This is a genomic window from Thiococcus pfennigii (genome assembly GCF_016583835.1).
GTDB lineage: Bacteria > Pseudomonadota > Gammaproteobacteria > Chromatiales > Chromatiaceae > Thiococcus > Thiococcus pfennigii.
Map to the genome: position 1 here is coordinate 45,296 of NZ_NRRW01000018.1, position 18,011 is coordinate 63,306.

The 18,011-nt window shown below is 67.9% G+C and carries 18 protein-coding genes; 9 read left to right on the forward strand and 9 right to left on the reverse strand.

Features of this window, described 5'->3' with window-relative positions; genetic code table 11:
- Positions 1–447: 447 nt before the first annotated feature.
- The 5 genes from CKO41_RS08260 to CKO41_RS08280 form a co-directional block, all read right to left on the reverse strand.
- On the reverse strand, positions 448–1,686 hold the full coding sequence (locus CKO41_RS08260) for a class II fructose-bisphosphate aldolase (protein WP_200249351.1): 1,239 nt from the start codon (positions 1,684–1,686) through the stop codon (positions 448–450).
- A gap of 145 nt (positions 1,687–1,831) precedes the next feature.
- On the reverse strand, positions 1,832–4,153 hold the full coding sequence (locus tag CKO41_RS08265) for a nitric oxide reductase activation protein NorD (RefSeq protein WP_200381806.1): 2,322 nt from the start codon (positions 4,151–4,153) through the stop codon (positions 1,832–1,834).
- A 145-nt stretch (positions 4,154–4,298) separates the two neighbouring features.
- Positions 4,299–5,105, reverse strand: coding sequence for a CbbQ/NirQ/NorQ/GpvN family protein (locus tag CKO41_RS08270; RefSeq protein WP_200249354.1), 807 nt, complete (start codon positions 5,103–5,105; stop codon positions 4,299–4,301).
- Between the two features lie 103 nt (positions 5,106–5,208).
- Positions 5,209–5,562, reverse strand: a complete 354-nt coding sequence (locus CKO41_RS08275) for a ribulose bisphosphate carboxylase small subunit (protein ID WP_200249355.1) — start codon at positions 5,560–5,562, stop codon at positions 5,209–5,211.
- A gap of 28 nt (positions 5,563–5,590) precedes the next feature.
- Positions 5,591–7,012, reverse strand: coding sequence for a form I ribulose bisphosphate carboxylase large subunit (locus tag CKO41_RS08280; RefSeq protein WP_200381807.1), 1,422 nt, complete (start codon positions 7,010–7,012; stop codon positions 5,591–5,593).
- Positions 7,013–7,134: 122 nt separating this feature from the next.
- Here CKO41_RS08280 and CKO41_RS08285 point away from each other — a divergent pair, with 122 nt between their 5' ends.
- Positions 7,135–8,031, forward strand: a complete 897-nt coding sequence (locus CKO41_RS08285) for a LysR family transcriptional regulator (RefSeq protein WP_200249357.1) — start codon at positions 7,135–7,137, stop codon at positions 8,029–8,031.
- A 260-nt stretch (positions 8,032–8,291) separates the two neighbouring features.
- Positions 8,292–8,738 (forward strand): cupin domain-containing protein, encoded by a 447-nt coding sequence (locus CKO41_RS08290; protein WP_200249358.1) that lies wholly within the window; start codon positions 8,292–8,294, stop codon positions 8,736–8,738.
- A gap of 30 nt (positions 8,739–8,768) precedes the next feature.
- On the opposite strand, the gene CKO41_RS08295 is transcribed toward CKO41_RS08290, so the two are convergent.
- Entirely contained in the window at positions 8,769–9,260 is a 492-nt protein-coding gene (locus CKO41_RS08295; protein WP_338113697.1) for a DUF2939 domain-containing protein, read from the reverse strand.
- A gap of 150 nt (positions 9,261–9,410) precedes the next feature.
- Between CKO41_RS08295 and CKO41_RS08300 the strand changes: the two genes are divergently transcribed.
- On the forward strand, positions 9,411–10,088 hold the full coding sequence (locus CKO41_RS08300; RefSeq protein ID WP_200381808.1) for a DUF4126 family protein: 678 nt from the start codon (positions 9,411–9,413) through the stop codon (positions 10,086–10,088).
- A 12-nt stretch (positions 10,089–10,100) separates the two neighbouring features.
- Complete coding sequence (locus tag CKO41_RS08305; RefSeq protein WP_200249364.1) at positions 10,101–11,336, forward strand: multifunctional CCA addition/repair protein; 1,236 nt, start codon at positions 10,101–10,103, stop codon at positions 11,334–11,336.
- A 56-nt stretch (positions 11,337–11,392) separates the two neighbouring features.
- Here CKO41_RS08305 and CKO41_RS08310 read toward each other — a convergent pair whose 3' ends face one another.
- On the reverse strand, positions 11,393–12,961 hold the full coding sequence (locus CKO41_RS08310; RefSeq protein ID WP_200249365.1) for an inorganic phosphate transporter: 1,569 nt from the start codon (positions 12,959–12,961) through the stop codon (positions 11,393–11,395).
- Positions 12,962–13,232: 271 nt separating this feature from the next.
- Here CKO41_RS08310 and CKO41_RS08315 point away from each other — a divergent pair, with 271 nt between their 5' ends.
- Genes CKO41_RS08315 through CKO41_RS08325 form a run of 3 tightly spaced genes read left to right on the forward strand, consistent with a single transcriptional unit; the run spans position 13,233 to position 14,594 of the window.
- Entirely contained in the window at positions 13,233–13,841 is a 609-nt protein-coding gene (locus tag CKO41_RS08315) for a zincin-like metallopeptidase domain-containing protein (protein ID WP_338113698.1), read from the forward strand.
- Between the two features lie 23 nt (positions 13,842–13,864).
- Positions 13,865–14,116: a UPF0175 family protein gene (locus tag CKO41_RS08320; RefSeq protein WP_242464112.1), complete on the forward strand. Its 252-nt coding sequence runs from the start codon at positions 13,865–13,867 to the stop codon at positions 14,114–14,116.
- A complete protein-coding gene (locus CKO41_RS08325; RefSeq protein ID WP_200381810.1) occupies positions 14,109–14,594 on the forward strand; it encodes a PIN domain-containing protein in 486 nt (161 codons plus the stop codon). Before CKO41_RS08320 ends, CKO41_RS08325 begins: the two co-directional genes overlap by 8 nt.
- Positions 14,595–14,685: 91 nt before the next feature.
- Here the strand turns inward: CKO41_RS08325 and CKO41_RS08330 are convergent, their stop codons facing one another.
- Positions 14,686–15,156, reverse strand: coding sequence for a hypothetical protein (locus CKO41_RS08330; protein WP_200381811.1), 471 nt, complete (start codon positions 15,154–15,156; stop codon positions 14,686–14,688).
- Positions 15,146–15,499, reverse strand: a complete 354-nt coding sequence (locus CKO41_RS08335; protein WP_200381812.1) for a DUF4258 domain-containing protein — start codon at positions 15,497–15,499, stop codon at positions 15,146–15,148. The genes CKO41_RS08330 and CKO41_RS08335 overlap by 11 nt, the downstream gene beginning before the upstream one ends.
- A gap of 851 nt (positions 15,500–16,350) precedes the next feature.
- On the opposite strand from CKO41_RS08335, the gene CKO41_RS08340 reads away from it, so the two are divergent.
- Both CKO41_RS08340 and CKO41_RS08345 read left to right on the forward strand, forming a co-directional pair.
- Positions 16,351–17,154 carry a CIA30 family protein gene (locus CKO41_RS08340; protein ID WP_242464114.1) on the forward strand — a complete coding sequence of 268 codons (804 nt, stop codon included), beginning with the start codon at positions 16,351–16,353 and terminating at the stop codon, positions 17,152–17,154.
- Positions 17,151–17,903 (forward strand): cryptochrome/photolyase family protein, encoded by a 753-nt coding sequence (locus CKO41_RS08345; RefSeq protein ID WP_200381813.1) that lies wholly within the window; start codon positions 17,151–17,153, stop codon positions 17,901–17,903. Before CKO41_RS08340 ends, CKO41_RS08345 begins: the two co-directional genes overlap by 4 nt.
- Positions 17,904–18,011: the final 108 nt, after the last annotated feature.

The following is an 18,011-nucleotide window of genomic DNA, read 5'->3' on the forward strand; positions in this document are numbered from 1 at the left end:
CGGCCTCGACGGCGAGTCGGTACGAACTGGGAGCGCCGGCTTTCAGCCGGCTTCGCGCGCGGGGGCTCGATGCCCGCGGCGCGCGACCTTCGGCGCTGGAACCAGGAGATCACCGATAAGCGCCGCTGGATGGCCGCTGCGCACGTGCCCTCCTACCGGCCCAGACGCCGCCGACGCGGCATCGAGCCGCGACGGCGACGAGCCGGCTGGAAAGCCGGCGCTCCCAGTGAGCCGCGCGACGGCGAGATGGCTCGGATCGCGAGAGCCGGCTTGCGTCGGAAACTCGACCTACGCCACGGCGGTTCAGGCCTTTTATCCGGGGATGTCTCAGGGGCAACGGCCGTTCTTGGGTTCACGACAGTCGTCCTTCGTCAATCGGTGGCGCCGCCGCGGTCTGGGGCGCGTGGCATCCCGTGGCATCTGGGCGACGAGGCCGTGGCCGTGCGCTCATGAGGCCACCGCCTCGGTGCTCGGGACCCGGGGCAGCGGCAGGGCCGCCGTCTCGCTGTGCCGGTCCGCGATGCGATAGTCGGCGCTCAGGCGGTCCGCGGCCGCCGGTCGGAACAGTCGCTCGACGAAGGCGATCTGGGCCGGGTGGCGCCTGTAGCGCTCGATCGCCTCCGGCGCAGCGAGGCGGATCAGCCAGCAGTGTCGGTAGCGGGCGGGCGCGTCGGCGACGCTGCCGACGCTGACCCCGCGCACCCCGGGGATGGTCGCCAGGGCCCGCTGGCCTTCGGCCATCAGCGCACGCACGCCGGCCTCGTCGAGTCGCGGGGCGTTGTAGGCGACGACGTGCTCGACGTTGAGCCAGGGGCGGCAGCGATCGCTCACCTCCGCGGCCCTGCCGGCCGCGCCCCAGACCCGCAGGCAGCGCTCCACCTCGGCGGCGATCGCCTCGCGCACGCCGCCGAGCAGCGCCGTGTAACTGCGTCCCCCCGCCTTGGCGGCGGCGCGGATCGCCTCCCCGGCGGCGTCGGCGAGCGCGGTGTAGTAGTTGATCTTGGCCACGCCCAGGGTCACCAGCTTGCGGTACTGATCATCGGTGAGCCCGCTGCCGCCATGGATGACCAGGGGCAGCCCCAGGGCGGCGTTGAGCTCTTTGAGGCGCGCCCAATCCAATCTGGGCCTGTCCGCGCGACGCCCGTGCAGCGTGCCGATGGAAACGGCCAGGCAATCGACGCCGGTGCGCTCCGCATAGGCCCGCGCCTCGGCCACGGTCGTGTACTGTACCGGCCCGGGGTGGCGTTCGGCCTCCTCGCCTGCCGCGCCGGGGACGTAACCGAGTTCGCCCTCGACGCAGACACCACAGCCGTGGGCCATCTCGACGACGCCTCGGGTGATGGCGACATTGTCGCCGATCCGCAGGTGCGAGGCGTCCACCATGACCCCGTTGGCACCGAGACGGATCGCGCGCACGGCCGACTCCAGGTTGGCGCCGTGGTCGAGATGGATGGCCACGGGGACGCGGGCGCGCCGCGCTGCGGCCTCGACGGCGGGCATCGCCAGTTCGAAGTCGAAGTGGTCGAAATGCGATTCGGCGAGGCCGAGGATCACGGGTGCCCGGCTGCGCTCGGCGCCGGTGATGATGGCCTCGAGGAAATCCAATCCGACCAGGTCGAAGGCGCCGACCGCGTAGCCGTGGGCATAGGCGTGGTCGAGCATGTCCTTCATGTTCACCAGGGGCATGGCGGTTCCTCGCGGGTGTCGCTTGACTCGTCATCTGCCGGCGGTCGCCGTCCGGCGATCGCCCCTCGGCCGAGGGCGGCGCGCGCGCGGTCGGCACCCGTCATCGGGGCGCCCGCCAGCTCGGGATCGACGGCCTCCTCCATGGTCAGCCCGTCAGCTCGACGAACAGTTGCGGCAGGCGCTCCGGCAGGCGCTCGACGCGGTCGACGATGGTGTAGCCGTTGGGGCCGAAGATGCGTTCGACGTAACGGTCGGCGTTGGGGTCGAGGGTCAGGCAGAAGCTGTTGACGCCCTGGGTGCGCAACTCCTCCACTGCCCGCTTGGCGTCGTGTCGCAGGTATTGCGGGTCGCGTTCGTCGATGTCCGCCGGCTCGCCGTCGGTGACCAGGAGCAGCAGTTTCTTGCGCTGCGGTTGGTGCAGCAGGTGCCGGCCGGCGTGGCGCAGGGCGGCGCCCATGCGGGTCGAGTAGCCCCCGTGCAGGCCGGCCAGCCGCCCCTTCGCCTCGTCGTCGAAGCGGCCTTCGAAGGCCTTGATCGGGTAGTACTTGACGTCGTGGCGGCCATCCGAGCAGAAGCCATGGATCGCGTAGGGATCGCCGATGTGGCCCACGGCGGTCGCGAGCAGGGCGGCCGCCTCGCGGGTCAGGCCGATGACGGTGTTGTCGGTGCCCCGGACCTCCTCGTTGGTGGACTCCGACAGGTCGAGCAGGATCAGCACCGCCAGGTCGCGGCGTTTGAGGACGTAGCGCATCGTGATGCGCGGGTCGTAGTCGAGGCCGGCGCGCATGTTGACCATCGCATCGACGGCGGCGTTGAGGTCCAGCTCGTCGCCGTCCTCCAGCTTGCGTTCGCGTATCACGCCCTGCGGCCGCAGGCGGTCGACGATCTGGCGCAGGCGGCTGGCGATGGGTTTGTGGCGGCGGATGATCGCGTCGATGGTGTCCGGGTCCTCCTTGGGCATGCGCCGCTCGTAGAGGGTGACCCAGTCCGGGCGATGCAGCTGCACCTGGTAGTCCCATTCGTGGTAATGGAAGGGGTCGGATACCGGCTCCTTGCCGTACTTCTCGTTGTAGGTGGTGCCGTCGTCGTCGAACAGGGTGCCGTCGAGGATCCAGACCTCCTGGGCGTCGTCGCCGGCGGTCTCGACATCGACCTCGTTGACGAACTCCATCAGGGAGATGCGCCGGCGGACCTGCCTCTGGCCCTGGAGGATCTCGACGCTGCGCTCCCAGGAGAAGGCCTCGAACTGCCAGACGAAGCGGTTGTCGTCGCGGTAGGGCAGGCGCAGGGCCTCGAGCTGACGCAGCGAGGGCAGTGCCTGGCGCGCGGCGAGCAGGTGGTAGAGCTCGATCCCGAGGTGCCAGGAGAACAGGTTGTCGTGGCGGTTGGCCTCGATGTTGGCGTGGAAGGTCCGCGCGAGGGCGTCGAGTTCCGCATCGCCAGTGGGCGTCTCGGCATCGAGCAGGTGCAGGGCGAGGGCCTCGAGCCAGGCCTGGGCCTCGTGCTCGGTGCGCGATCCCTGCTCCATCGTCAGCAGGGTGCGCCAGAGCGGCTTCAGGCCCGGTAGCTCGCGGATCGCGTTGTACTCCACGCGCGCATCCTCGATCAGGCCGATCAGGTTCATCTGGGCCGGATTCAGTTCCTGCGCCGAGATCGGCGCCGAGGTGTAGGCGATGTGGGCGGCCAGATGGGCGGCGATGGCGCGATAGACGTCGAGGCCCTTCAGGGTGCCCAGGTCGTCCGCGGCGTCGGGCAGGTGCAGGATGAACCCATCCAGATAGGGCTTGAACTCGCTGCGATCGGCGGCCGCCGGGCGCAGCCAGAAGTCGCGCCCCCAGAGGGCGCGCAGGTAGGCCGAGAGTTTGCGCTGGTGATCGATGAAGAGGGTGCCCTTGCGCTCCTTCTGGAGCATGGCCTGGCTGTCGGCCGTCTGCAGCGCGAAGTAGGCGAGCTGGGTCTTGTAGTCGGTGCGATGGGCGCTGGCGCCGAAGAAGGCCCAGCGGCGCAGCCCGCCCAGCGTGAGCTTGGAGAGGAGTTCGTCGAGGATGCCCAGCATCGGTCGCAGGCCGCGCGGGGCGCGCGCGGCGAGCTGGTGGAGGAACTGGAGGTAGGCGCGGAAGAGCGTCATGTCGCCGAGGCGCCGGGCGGCGGTGGGCAGGGCGGCGAAGAACAGCCCGATCACCTCGCCCGAGGTCATCGACGAGAGCTTCATCGCGGCGAGCAGCGACTCCTGCACGGCCTCCTCGCCGATCTCCCTGGCCACCAGGGGCATCTCCTGGAGGTAGGTGATGATCAGGTCGTTGCCACGGCCCAGGTTGCTCAGGCCCTTGGCGCCTTCGAGATAGTGCTGCAGGCCGCTCGGCGACATCGCCCGGGCCGCTTCGTGGAAGGTCCCTTCCAGCACCCCGCGGATCTCCGGGTTGAGGTGTTCGAGATAATCGCCGTACTCGTTCAGGTCGATGTTCATGGTCCGCTCCTACGGAGGTGCTGGGTTGGCGACCTTCCAGCCCGAAGATCGGCCCGAAGATCGGCTCGGAGGGCGCAAGCGGGGATGCGGATCATCTTCGGGTCCTGCCGGACCGGCTGCGGCCCGCCCCCGCAGCCGGTGTCGCTCAGGAGAAGAAGGTCCCGACCGCCGCGTCGAGGGCGTCGCGCATGTCCGGGTCGTCGGTCAGCGGGCGCACGAGCGCGATCTGGCAGGCGTCCGCCGGAGGGATGCCCTTGCCGATCAGGGTCGCGGCGTAGACCAGGAGCCGCGTGGAGATGCCTTCGTCCAGGCCGTGACCCTTGAGGTTGCGCGAGCGCGCGGCGATCTGCACCAGCTTGTCGGCGATCGTCGCCTCGACGCGGCCCTCGTGGGCGATGATCTCGGTCTCGACGGCCGCTTGCGGATAGTCGAAGTCCAGGGCCCCGAAACGCTGCTTGGTGGACTGCTTGAGGTCCTTCATCAGCGATTGGTAGCCGGGGTTGTAGGAGATGACCAGCTGGAAGTCGGGGTGGGCCTGGACCAATTCGCCCTTCTTGTCGAGCGGCAGCACCCGGCGGTGGTCGGTGAGGGGATGGATGACCACGGTGGTGTCCTGTCGCGCCTCGACCACCTCGTCCAGGTAGCAGATGGCGCCGATCCGCGCGGCCGTGGTCAGGGGGCCGTCCTGCCAGCGGGTGCCGTCGCGGTCGAGCAGGAAGCGGCCGATCAGGTCGGCGGCGGTCATGTCCTCGTTGCAGGCCACGGTGATGAGCGGTCGGCCGAGCCGATAGGCCATGTATTCCACGAAGCGGCTCTTGCCGCAGCCGGTCGGGCCCTTGAGCATCATCGGCAGGCGGGCGTCGTAGGCGGCCTCGAATTGGGTCACTTCCTTGCCCACGGCCCGGTAGTAGGGTTCGGACGCGATGCGGTACTGGCTGGCGATGTCGGTCATGGCGTTGCTCCTGTGCAGTCCGGGTGGCTGGGGCAAGGGCGCCCATCGCGCCCTTGCCCCGGACACCTGGAGAACCCGCCCCGGCGGGGCGGGGTCGCGCGGGTCAGGCGGAGGGACGGTAGATCAGCATGGCCGTGCCCTGGGTCTGGCGATCGTTGTCGTAGCCGATCAGTTTCACCAGGTGTCGGGGGTTGGCCTCGTGGCAGGCCTCGCACTCGGCCAGGATCTGGTCCACGTCGCCCTCGCCGAACATCGGCAGCTTCCACATGTACCAGTAGTGCTTCATCGCGTTCTCCGGCTCGCAGTGTTCCACCGCGGGGTTCCAGCCGGCGTCGACGATGTACTGGACCTGCCTGCGGATCTCCTCGCCGGTCATCTGGGGCAGGTAGGAGAAGGTCTCGAAGCGCTTGCTCGCGGCATCGCCCAGGCGGGATCGGTAGTCTTGCAGCTCAGTCATGTCGATTTCCTGTTACGTCGGTGGGGCATCACTTGTGGGAGACGTCGAGCTTGTCGACGGTCTCGAATTCGAACTTGATCTCCTTCCAGGTCTCCATCGCGATCTTCAATTCGGGCGAGGACTGGGCGGCCTTGGTGAGGATCTCCTTGCCCTCGCGCTCCAGGTCTCGGCCCTCGTTGCGGGCCTGCACGCAGGCCTCCAGGGCGACACGATTGGCGCAGGCGCCGGCGGCGTTGCCCCAGGGATGGCCGAGGGTGCCACCACCGAACTGCAGGACGGCGTCGTCGCCGAAGATGGAAACCAGGGCCGGCATGTGCCACACGTGGATGCCGCCGGAGGCGACCGGGAACAGGCCGGGCATCTGGCCCCAGTCCTGGTCGAAGAAGATGCCCTTGGAGCGATCCTCCTTGGTGTAGCGATCGCGCATCATGCCGATCCAGCCGATCGTGGCCTCGCGGTCGCCCTCGAGCTTGCCGACCACGGTCCCGGAGTGCAGGTGATCGCCGCCCATCAGGCGCAGGATCTTGGTCAACACGCGGAAGTTGATGCCGTGCTTGGGATTGCGGTCGATGACGCCGTGCATGGCGCGGTGCACGTGCAGCAGCAGCCCGTTCTTACGGCACCATTTCGACAGCGAGGTGTGCCCCGCCCAGCCGATGGTCAGGAAGTCGGACATGATGATCTTGGAGCCGATCTCCTTGGCGAATTCGGCACGCTCGTAGACGTCCTCCATCGTCGGCGCCGTGACGTTCAGGTAGTGGCCCTTGTATTCGCCGGTCTCCTCTTCGGCCTTGTCGATGGCCTCCTGGCAGAACAGGAAGCGGTCGCGCCAGCGCATGAAGGGCTGGGAGTTGACGTTCTCATCGTCCTTGGTAAAGTCCAGGCCGCCGCGCAGGCACTCGTAGACGGCGCGCCCGTAATTCTTGGCCGATAGACCGAGCTTGGGCTTGATCGTGCAGCCGAGCAGCGGTCGCCCGTACTTGTTCAGCTTGTCGCGCTCGACATAGATCCCGTGCGGCGGACCGGGATTGGTCGCGACGAACCACAGCGGCATGCGCACGTCCTCCAGACGCAGGCTGCGTACCGCCTTGAAGCCGAAGACGTTGCCCACCAACGAGGTGAACATGTTCACGACGGAGCCTTCCTCGAACAGGCCCATCGGGTAGGCGATGAAGGCGTAGAAGGATTCGTCGTCGCCGGGCACGTCCTCGATGGCGTAGGCGCGGCCCTTGTAGTAGTGAAGGTCGGTCAGCAGGTCGGTCCACACCGTCGTCCAGGTGGCGGTGGACGACTCGGCGGCCACGGCGGCGGCAGCCTCCTCGCGTGGCACGCCGGGCTGCGGCACGATCTTGAAGACGGCCAGCACATCGGAATCCTTCGGCGTATAGGACGGCTCCCAATAGGCCTCCCGGTATTCCCTGACACCGGCCTCGTACTTCTTACCAGCCATAGCGCTCTCCTGAGTTGAACATGGATGTCCGCTTGGATCCGCGGGACGGGCGCTACTTTACTGGCAACAAATGCTTTACTTAAGTTAAACTTAATAAATATAACTTTATATAAAAGTAAAACATGCCGCTGCACCACGCGACCCTGCACCAGATGAAGATCTTCCTGACCCTGGCGCAGCACCTGAACATGACGCGCGCCGCCGAGGCGCTGCACATGACCCCGGCCGCCCTGTCGATCCAGGTCAAGCAGCTCGCCGAGACGGTCGGTGCGCCGCTGCACGAGCAGATCGGTAAACGCCTCTATCTGACCGAGACGGGGCGAATGGTCGAGGAGGCCTGCCGCGACCTGTTCGCGCGACTCGAGCGGTTGGGCGAGGAACTGGCCGAGGCGCGAGGCCTGGAGCGCGGGCGGCTGCGGGTGGCCATCATCACCACGGCCAAGTACTTCGTCCCCCGGCTCCTGGGCGACTTCTGCAAGCGGCACCCCGGGATCGAGGTCGCGCTGGAGGTCGCCAATCGCGACCAGATCCTCGCGCGGCTCAAGCAGAACCTGGACGACCTCTACATCATGGGGCAGGTCCCCGAGCAGCTCGGCGTCATCTCGTGGCCGTTGATGAAGAATCTGTTGGTGGTCGTGGCCCCGGCCGGTCACCCGTTGGCGTCGGAGCGCGACATCGATCCGCTGCGTTTGGTCGGGGAACCCTTCATCGCCCGGGAGGCCGGCTCGGGTACCCGCCTGGCCGCCGAGCGCTTCTTCGAGCGGCACGGGGTGCGCCGTCTCAACGTGCGCATGACGCTCGGGAGCAACGAGGCGGTGAAACAGGCCGTGGCCGGTGGGCTCGGGTTGGCCGTGCTGTCACGGCACACGCTGGCCCTCGATGAGTCCTCGGGCGCCTTCGAGATCCTCGACGTGCGCGGATTCCCGTTGGAGCGGCAATGGTCGGCCGTGTATCCGAAGGGCAAGCAGCTGTCCCTGGCCGCGCAGGCCTTCCTGGAGCACCTCATCGCGGCCGGTTGAGGGCGTTGGCGGCCGCTCGACCGCACGGGAGCTCCCGTGTAGGTGCGGCTTCAGCCGCACGAAGGCCAAGGCCCTGGCGAATCGTGTTGCGACCGAGGCCGTCGGGTCAGCCCCTCGGGGCCTCACCCGAGCGCGCCTGATCGGAGCGGATCCGCCGCGGCCGCTCGGACCTCCGGTCCTTGACGGCGGGGTAGGCGCACCAGCATGGTTCGGACTTCGACAATCATTCGGGCGCGAGGCGCCTCCGAGGGGGATCGCCAATGGATCGCGTGCTGGGTCTCTTCGTCCTGTCGTTCGTGGTGGCGGGGTCTGCGACGGCCTGGGCCGATGGCGGTGCCCAGGGCGGATACGCCTCGGGGGTCTCCTCGGTCATCCTGCAACGCGCGACGACGACCAGCGATGGGGCGCCGATCGCCTATCCGCGCACCGAGCGGCCCGAGGTCACCGCGGCCCAGGTGACGATCGCCCCCGGGGCCGAGACCGGCTGGCACAAGCACCCGATCCCACTCTATGCCTATGTGGAGCAGGGGGCGTTGGAGGTGCGGTTCGACGACGGGCGCGTCTCGGCCTTCCAGGCCGGGGATGCGATCTTCGAGGTCGTCGACACCTGGCACAACGGTGTCAACGTCGGCGACACCGAGGTCCGATTGGTCGTCTTCTACCTCGGCGTCGCCGACGAGCCGACGACGATCAGGCGGACCGACTGAGCGGCGCGTGTCGGGCGGCGAGGCCCGGGGTCAGCGGATGATGTCGGTGACCCGCCACTCCGTCCCCTCCAGGCGCATCCGCACGTGCACGGCGCCCTCGCCGAGCTCGCCGATGCGGATCAGGAAGCGGTCGTAGGACTCGAAGAAGGCGAAGCGGATGCCGCTGATCAGGTAGGCCGGGGTCTGGTTCGTCGCCGCGCGGGTCGCCGCGCGCAGCGTCTCGGCGACCCAGGGCAGGGTGATGTACTGATCGACGGCGGCGCGGCCGAGCCGGTCGAGCCCCTGGGCGAGGCCGCGCACGAGCGGCTGATCTTGATTGGGATCGGCGGGCAGCAGGCCGCCGAGGCCGGCATCGAGCCGGCGCTTGTAATTCTGCTGGAGCGCCGGCAGATCGACCAGCCCGGCGAGCGCCGCGGGGTCGTCCTGACCGAGCGCCGTGTCGAGGCGGAAGACGTGGTAGTAGGGCCACAGCCCATAGGCGAGCAGCGCGAAGAAGAGCAGGAAGCGGAGGATGCGCATCATAGCCGTCGTCCTTCGAAGGGGGTGTCGGCCTTCCCGCGATCGCCTCCCCGCGATCGATTGGGCCGGCCCGTCACGGGCGGGTTATTCTAACCGGATCCGGGCGCGGCCGGTGCGACGGCCGGCTGCCGACACTGCGAAGGAGCTGACCCCGTGGACGACCTGACCTCGACCCTGGCCTTGATGCTCGGTGCCGGCTGGGCGAGCGGCATCAATCTCTACGCCGCCGTCCTGGTCCTCGGGCTGCTCGGGGCCTCCGGGTATATCGATCTGCCCGTCGGGCTCGCGATCCTGTCCGACCCGCTCGTGATCGCCGCGGCGGGGCTCATGTACTGCATCGAGTTCTTCGCCGACAAGGTCCCCGGCGTCGACACCGGCTGGGACACATTGCACACCTTCATCCGCATCCCGGCCGGGGCGCTTCTGGCGGCCGGTGCCGTTGGCGGTATTGCGCCGGGCGCCGAGATCGCGGCCGGCCTCGTCGGCGGCGGGCTGGCCGCCGCCTCGCACGCCGCCAAGGCCGGCACCCGGGTGCTGATCAATACCTCGCCTGAGCCCTTCACCAATTGGACGGCCTCCATTGCCGAGGACCTGGGCGTCATCGGTGGCATCCTCCTCGCGCTGACGCACCCAGCCGTCTTCCTCGCCGCCCTGGCGGTGTTCCTGCTCCTGCTGGTCTGGCTGCTGCCGCGGCTGTGGTGCGGCATCCGGCGGGTCTTCGGCGCCATCGTGCGTCTCTTCCGCGGCGAGCGGACCAGTGGCGATCCGCCCGTGGGCGGTGCGGGGCCGCCGGGCAATGGTCCGCCCCCGGCGCCGCCAGCGACCGGCTGAGGGCCAGGCGCGATGAAGGTCTATCTGGTCGGTGGCGCGGTCCGCGATCGCCTCCTCGGGCGGTCGGTCGGCGAGCGCGACTATGTGGTCGTCGGGGCGACCCCCGAGGACCTGCTGCGTCAGGGCTATCAGCAGGTCGGGCGCGACTTCCCGGTCTTCCTGCACCCGCAGACGAAGGACGAGTACGCGCTCGCGCGCACCGAGCGGAAGGTCGCCCCCGGCTACCACGGCTTTCTCTGCCATGCCGCGCCGGACGTGACGCTGGAAGAGGATCTGGCGCGGCGCGATCTCACGATCAACGCCCTGGCCGAGGACGCCGACGGCACCCTGATCGACCCCTACGGCGGGCGCGCCGACCTCGAGGCGCGGGTGCTGCGCCACGTCTCGCCGGCCTTCGCCGAGGACCCGGTGCGGATCCTGCGCGTCGCCCGCTTCGCCGCCCGCTTCGCCGCGCTCGGCTTCCGCGTCGCCGACGAGACGCTGGCGCTGATGCGCACCATGGTCGCGGCCGGCGAGGTCGATGCCCTGGTGCCGGAGCGGGTCTGGCAGGAGCTCGCGAAGGCGCTGGCCGAGGCGACGCCGTCGGTCTTCTTCGCGACCCTGCGCGACTGCGGGGCGCTCGCGCGGCTGCTGCCCGAGCTCGACCGCCTGTTCGGCGTGCCGCAGCCGGCGCAGTGGCACCCGGAGATCGATACGGGCGTCCACACGCTGATGGTCGTCGACATGGCGGCGCGCCTGAGCGAGGACCTGGAGGTGCGCTTCGCCGCGCTGACCCACGACCTCGGCAAGGGGACCACGCCGGCGGAGATCCTGCCGAGCCACCGCGGCCACGAGCACCGCGGCCTGTCGCTGGTGCGGGCGGTCTGCGAGCGGTTGCGGGTGCCGCATCGTGTCCGCGACCTCGCCCTGATCACGGCGCGCTGGCACGGCCTGGTGCACAAGGTCGACGAGCTGCGCCCGACGACGATCCTGGACCTGCTGGAGGGGGCCGACGCGGTGCGCCGACCGGAGCGCTTCGAACAGATGTTGCTCGCCTGCGAGGCCGACTACCGCGGGCGCACCAGCTACGGCGAGCGCGCCTATCCCCAAGGACAGCTGTGGCGCCGGCTCCAGGCCGCCGTCAACGCCCTGGACCTGAGGGCCGTCGCGGTGGCAGCCGCCAACCCGCAGCAGATCCCGGAGCGCATCCGTCACGCCCGCCTCGTCGCCCTGCGCGCCGTCCTGGCGGAGGGGCCGCGCCTGGGCTGAGGGGCGACCCTCGCGGCCGGCGGGTCAGGCACGGCCGCCGCTGAGCGCGGCCCACGTCAGGGCAGCATGAATCCCCTGATCGCAAAGTACAGGATCGCCGCGAGTAGCCCGGATACGGGTACCGTGATGACCCAGGCCGCGACGATCTTCATCAGTGCCGAGCGTTTGACCAGCTCCGTCTTGTAGACGCGCTTCAGCCCCTTGCGCTCCTTCTTGCTCAACTCCGCCCTGGCCGAGTGTTCCTTGAGTTGTTGCAGCATCAGCGCCTTGTTGGCGAGGGATGCCTTGCGGAACTCGATGAGGAAGGCCTCCACCTCGGCCTCGCCCTTGCCCTGGTGGTGGGCCTTGATCTCGGCGACCATCTTGGAGTAGCTGGCCTTGAGAAACTCGCGGAGGAAGCCGACGCCGAACACCGCGCCGACGGCGATATGGGTCGAGGAGACCGGCAGGCCGAGCTGGGTGGCCAGGATCACGGTGATCGCCGCGGCCATCGCGATGCAGTAGGCGCGCATCTGATCGAGTTCGGTGATCTCGGATCCGACAGTGCGGATCAGCTTGGGTCCGTAGAGCGCCAGTCCGATCGCGATCCCACAGGCGCCGACCAACATGACCCAAAGGGGGATCGATGCCTCCCTTGCGATGCCCCCATGGAGCACCGCATCGTTGATCGCGGCCAGGGGACCGACGGCGTTCGCGACGTCGTTGGCGCCGTGGGCGAAGCTCAACAGGGCGGCGGCGAAGATCAGCGGGACCGTGAAGAGCCCGTTGATGCCGGCCTTGTCGCCAGGCAGATGGTCGGCGACGCGGCCGATCAGGTGGCGTGCGAGCAGATAGACGAGCGTGGCGCACAGCAGGCCGAACAGCGCGGCGCCGCCGAATTCGACCTTCCAGATGGGTTTGATGCCCTTCAGGATCAGGTAGGTGGAGAAGGCCCAGGCCATCGCCGCGACCAGGACCGGGACCACGCGCTGCGCGGCCGCCTTCATGTCCTCCTGGTAGGTGATCGTGCGCTTGATCAAATACAGGAAACCGGCCGCGATCGCACCGCCGAGCAGCGGCGAGATCACCCAACTCGCGGCGATCTGCCCCAGCGTGCCCCAGTTGGCGATGCCGGGTCCACCGGCCGCCAGGCCGGCGCCGAGCACGCCGCCGACGATCGAGTGGGTGGTCGACACCGGGGCCCCGAGGGCGGTGGCGATATTCAGCCACAAGGCACCGGCCAGCAGGGCCGCCATCATCAGCCAGATGAAGCTGTCGCTGTCCGCGATCAGGGTCGGATCGATGATGCCCTGCTTGACCGTGCTGACCACGTCGCCGCCGGCGATCAGGGCGCCGCTGGCCTCGAAGATCGCGGCGATCGCGATCGCGCCGGTCAGGGTCAGCGCCTTCGAGCCGACCGCCGGACCGACGTTGTTCGCGACGTCGTTCGCGCCGATGTTCATGGCCATGTAGCCGCCGACCATTGCGGCCGTGATCAGCATGTAGTTCTGGGGGATGTCGCCGAGGCTCATGCCGGCGGCCAGCATGATGCCGATCACGAACAGCAGGGCGACGCCGAAGCGAAACATCTCCGGTTGGCCGAACCGGGTCGCTCGCTCGATCTGCGATATGTTTTTCAGTTCCATCGGGAGGGCCCGCGCACGGGCTTGCAACAAAAATGCAATCAAAGTGTCCCGCAATTGTCACATTTTTGCCCGCGCGCTGCCCAGTGGATCTCTGCCTTCGGTGAACGCGAGGCGAGGCCGGCCGGCCTTTTGGCGGGATCGAGAATCCCCAGACCTCCAGCGACATGAGGGGCTAACCGCTAGAAATAATACGTGAAACAACCTTGTGTACGTCGAGGGCTGCACGGTTTACCGTAACGTCCAACGGGACAAACCGAGAGTCTTCTCCACCGTGGTCCTCAACGCCGCGCAGATCGACGGCCTGCCGGCCCTGGAGGTCATGGCCCCGGCTTCGGACCGCCGCGAGCGGGCCGAGGCGGTGCTCGCGGCCCCGGGCTTCGAGATCCGCCACGACCAAGCGGGTCGCGTCTCCTCCCGCCCGGCCACGGACCGGATTCACCTGCCCCCAGGGGCAGCTTCAAGACCTCGGACACCTACTTGCCATGGCCCCGCGCGGGGTGCCCATTCGACAGTCCATCCCAGTCGCCTGGACCGGGACTTGGCCTACCCCTTCGGCAGCGTTGGCTACGCCAAGGAGGAGATCCGCACCGAGATCGCCTCGTTGATGATCGGCGACCAACTGGGGATCGGTCAGGACACCTGTCGGTACGCCGCCTACGCCAAGAGCTGGGTCCAGGGTCTCCAGGGCGACCTGCAGGAGGTCCTGCGGGCATCACGGGATGCGGATAAGATTACCGGGTACGTGCTGGGCTTGGAGAAGGAGCGGCTGCCTACGACTATGGAGAAGCTGCCCCAGCTCGAGCGCCTGGCCGCGCCGAAAAAGGCCGAGCGCCAACCGACGCCGCGGCGCGTCAGGGCCGTAAGCGGACGCGATCGATGATTCCATGCAGATGGAGCCTAGAATTGAGCCAATTGATCCTGGACGTGCCGGACGACTCCCTGTTGTCGCTCAAGTTGTCTGATGAAGCCGCCGCGGCGGAGATCCGCCTTGCGGCCTCCGTGAAGCTCTACGAGCTCGGGCGCCTCTCGTCCGGGGCGGCGGCGCGTCTCGCCGGTATCCCGAGAACCCTGTTCCTGAGCAAGCTGGCTGAATACGGCGTCGATACCTTCCGCCTCACCGAAGACGAGCTGGAGCGCCAGACATCCCTTGCCTGACGTTATCTGCAATACCTCTCCGCTCCAGTACCTTCACCAGATCGGGCAACTGGAGCTGCTACCGAAGCTGGTCTCGCGGATCACTGTCCCGACCGCGGTTGCCGAAGAGCTGGCCGAGGGCCGGCGCCGGGGTCTCGACCTGCCTGTCCCCGAAGCGCTGGGGTGGGTCGACCTACGCACCCCAGCGAGCGAGAACGTCGTCCGCCTGGTCGCCGATCTCGGTCCTGGTGAGACTGGCGTTCTGCTTCTGGCGTTGGAGCGTACCAATCCGGTCGTGATCCTGGATGATGCGCTGGCCAGGCGCCATGCCGAGGTTCTCGGGATCGCGTTGACGGGGACGCTCGGAATCTTGCTGGACGCCAAACGCCGCGGACTGGTGCCGGCGGTGACCCCTCTGGTCGACGACCTCCAGCGTTTGGGCTTCCGGCTCAGCGAGGGGACCCGAAACGCTGTTTTGCGTATGGCAGGAGAGCCGTAGCGCCGTTGCCCCGACGAATGGGTGTAATTGTGTGTGAGGGTTCTGACGCCCTCCTGCAATCCAACTCGACTCGACTCCCCGAGCCGCCATGTCACATCCACACCTGGACGTCGCGCCCGAAGCGCAGCCCCATGACCTGGCAGGCCAATTTCAGCAGTTCGCGCTTCTTCGCATCGCTCTCGTTGGTGCCGACCAGCCAGCCGTGGGCGAAGGGCTCGGTGTGCTTCCAGAGCCCCGGCTTCATCGGGTAGACCTCCTGCGGCGTGCGACCCACATAGCGCCGTGACCGTCCAATGGTCGCCGCGGCTTGCTGAAAGCGCGCCGGAAACCTGGGTTCCAATTCGGCGAACTGCCGCAGCATACCGACGAAGGTCTCCTTCGCGAAACGGGTCGGGAAGTCCTGGCCGAACAAACGGTAACCGGATCGCGGCGCACGGGTTGCCGCCGAGGTTGCCGGTGCGGGCGGCGGGGCTTCGAGCCCCCGCTGGAGACCGGCGATGGTCTGCTGCAACGCGGCGAGCTGCATCTGCAACTGGGTGAGCTGGGCGGTGTCAGGCAGCATGGGCGTCTTCTCCTGGGCAGGACGGTTGTTTCAACGCGGCGTTCAGGTCCCCGCCGGTGTGGCGGTGCTCGCCACGTAGCAGGCGCTTCTCGGTCCGGCGCGACGGGCGATAGACGGTGACCACCTGATCACCAGCGATCACCACCCGACAGCCCCGCAGCCGTTCCAGCGCGCCGATCTCCTGCTTGCGGCGTCGGATCTCCCGGTCCGCGTCCTGAGCGAGGAGCAGCAGACTGTCGGCATCGACCGCCGTGCCGGCGGCGACGATCATCGGGATGTCGGACTCGCGAAACCCCCGTTGGCGGATGCGGGCTTGGGCGTGTTGGGTCAGGGTCAGGTTCATGCGCGTTCCTCCGTATCCGTGTTGTCGATATCGGCTCCTTGGTTGGCGGCGCTGCCGGTGGCCGCTGGCGTTGACTGGTCTTCCGGTAGCTTGATCTTCAATCGGAAGCCGCGTCGGGGCTTAATTCGCGACGTCAACTCCTCGGTAACGGCCTGGTTCTTCTCGTCCAGCCAGCGCCGGTACTCCTCTTCGTCGGTGGCTTGTTTCTTCTCCCAAACCTCCTGGAGATCGATCCGCCCATCCTGAATCCGTTCGAGGATGCCCTGATCCGCCTCGTGGTCAGGATCGAGCCCAACGTTGGCGCCGAGAACAGGCGTGGGAACGGCATAATCCGGTGTCGCCCCCCTGAAGCTGGCGGTGAACTCGATCGGGTGCTCCTTGAACAGACCAAGGGCCTTGAGCTCGTCCTGCAGAAATTGGATGAAGGGCGAGTACTCATTTTCCTCGTCGGGCCTTGCTCATAACTCCGGCCACCGAGCGGGTCGCCTGCCGGCATCCCGAGGCAAAATGCCGTTTTAGTGAGTTTTTTAGCCTGACTCCCATCATGTAGGTGGGCCTTGGCCGGAATTATGAGCAAGGCCCGGCGGCTGAGTTCGTCAACAAACGCGTCCGAACCGAGTGATAGGGGTTCGATATCAAACAGTAGGCGTGTCCCCACCGGTTGCAGCGCTCGCAGACCTCGGCAAGCAGGGCGAGGAACATCCGGCGGAACGTCCCGCGGTCCCCGGCACCCCGATCGATGTCCTCGCGCGCAGCCCCGCGTGAGGTGATCCGGTCGTCCTTGCCCCGCGCGGGGACCTTGAATTCTTCGAGGTGTCCATCAGCTTGAGGGCACCCTGATCAGAGATGGCATGGAAGACTTCGACGGGATGAACACCTCAAGAACGGCGGTGGTTGTGACAAGGCCGAGCCAGGCTCCCGGCGACGCGGTTGCCACGGCCCCAGTGCCCCTCAGTCCCGGGGATGGCCTCCTCGGCAAGATGTGCGCCCCGCCCGCCGGTCTCGATGATCCGACGGACCAGCCAGGCACCGGCCAACGCGGCCTCCTGGGCGTCGAGGCGGGCGCGCGTGACCGGCGCCGAAACAGGATCTCCCCGCTGCTGATGCTATGGCTGCTGACTATGACTACCTCCGCTGCCCACGCCGACATGCCCCTGTTCGATTTCTCGACCGAGACCCCCTCGAGTGCCTGGCAAATCGTCAACGACGGCGTCATGGGGGGCGTCTCCACGAGTCGCTTCGATCTGACGGATGGCGTCGCCGTCTTTCGCGGTGAGGTGTCGCTGGAGAACTACGGCGGGTTCGCCTCCGTGCGCTCGCTGCCGGCGCGCTACGACATGCAGCAGGACGTCGATGCGTTCGTGATCCGTGTCCGCGGCGACGGCCGGCGCTACAAGCTCACCGCGCGCATGGCTCGGAGCTTCGACGGCCCGGTCTACCAGGCGGCTTTCGCGACGAGGCCGGCCGAGTGGGAGGAGCATCGGCTGCCTTTCAAGGATTTCGTGCCGACCTTCCGTGGCCGTGTGCTGTCGGGCGAGCCGCCGCTGGATGCCACCAAGATCGCGTCGGTCGGCTTCCTGATCGCGGACAAGCAGGCCGGTCCCTTTCGGCTCGAGATTGCCTGGATCAAGGCCGTGACGTCGCCGCCGCCGTGACACCGGCGACACGCCATCTGGTATTGGTCCTCGGCGACCAGCTCGATGAGCGGTCCTCGGCCTTCGATGGCTTCGAGGCCAGTGCCGATGCGGTGTGGATGGCCGAGGTGGACGAGGAGTCCACGCACGTCTGGAGTCACAAGGCGCGCATCGCCTTGTTCCTCGCGGCCATGCGCCATTTCCGCGACACCTTGCGGCGCCGAGGTCTCCGCGTCGAGTATCGCCAGCTGGATGACTCGGAGAACCGGCACAGCTTGGCCGCTGAGCTGGTCGCGGCCATCGAGCGGTTGTGCCCGCGGAAGCTGATCCTCGTCGAGCCGGGCGATTGGCGGGTGAGAGAGGGCCTCCGCGAGACCGCGCGTGCTGCCGGCGTCGAATTGGAGGTCCGGCCTGATCGGCACTTCCTCTGCCCCAGCGAGCAATTCGCCGAGCACGCACAAGGGCGCAAGCAGTTGCGGCTGGAGCCCTTCTACCGGGCGATGCGTCGCCAGCTGAACGTGCTGATGGACGGCGACCAGCCGGCCGGCGGCACATGGAATTACGACAAGGAGAACCGCGGCAGCTTCGGCAAGCAGGTCCCGGCCCCGATCCCCGTCCCGTGCGGCTTCACGCCCGATGCGACCACAGGCGCGGTCCTGGCCCTGGTGGACGCGAGGTTCAAGTCCCACCCGGGTGGGCTCGCGTCGTTCGACTGGCCCGTGACGCCGCAGCAGGCGAGGGCCGCGCTGGACAGGGCAAACGCATCATAGCATTATGATATTCTTATATAATATACATGATATAACCTCCGCAACATTCTGAGATGGCTATCGCGGAGGCTCAAGAAGTGACGCTCGATTCGGATCGCTCGCTGATCA

Bases quoted from the DNA above. Each gene is read 5' to 3' on its own strand.
- CKO41_RS08290 (WP_200249358.1), top strand. From the start codon at position 8,292: ATGGATCGCGTGCTGGGTCTCTTCGTCCTGTCGTTCGTGGTGGCGGGG.
- CKO41_RS08330 (WP_200381811.1), bottom strand. From the start codon at position 15,156: ATGCTGCCTGACACCGCCCAGCTCACCCAGTTGCAGATGCAGCTCGCC.
- CKO41_RS08310 (WP_200249365.1), bottom strand. From the start codon at position 12,961: ATGGAACTGAAAAACATATCGCAGATCGAGCGAGCGACCCGGTTCGGC.
- CKO41_RS08285 (WP_200249357.1), top strand. From the start codon at position 7,135: ATGCCGCTGCACCACGCGACCCTGCACCAGATGAAGATCTTCCTGACC.
- CKO41_RS08275 (WP_200249355.1), bottom strand. From the start codon at position 5,562: ATGACTGAGCTGCAAGACTACCGATCCCGCCTGGGCGATGCCGCGAGC.
- CKO41_RS08305 (WP_200249364.1), top strand. From the start codon at position 10,101: ATGAAGGTCTATCTGGTCGGTGGCGCGGTCCGCGATCGCCTCCTCGGG.
- CKO41_RS08295 (WP_338113697.1), bottom strand. From the start codon at position 9,260: ATGATGCGCATCCTCCGCTTCCTGCTCTTCTTCGCGCTGCTCGCCTAT.
- CKO41_RS08265 (WP_200381806.1), bottom strand. From the start codon at position 4,153: ATGAACATCGACCTGAACGAGTACGGCGATTATCTCGAACACCTCAAC.
- CKO41_RS08260 (WP_200249351.1), bottom strand. From the start codon at position 1,686: ATGCCCCTGGTGAACATGAAGGACATGCTCGACCACGCCTATGCCCAC.
- CKO41_RS08270 (WP_200249354.1), bottom strand. From the start codon at position 5,105: ATGACCGACATCGCCAGCCAGTACCGCATCGCGTCCGAACCCTACTAC.
- CKO41_RS08335 (WP_200381812.1), bottom strand. From the start codon at position 15,499: ATGAACCTGACCCTGACCCAACACGCCCAAGCCCGCATCCGCCAACGG.
- CKO41_RS08340 (WP_242464114.1), top strand. From the start codon at position 16,351: ATGGAAGACTTCGACGGGATGAACACCTCAAGAACGGCGGTGGTTGTG.
- CKO41_RS08280 (WP_200381807.1), bottom strand. From the start codon at position 7,012: ATGGCTGGTAAGAAGTACGAGGCCGGTGTCAGGGAATACCGGGAGGCC.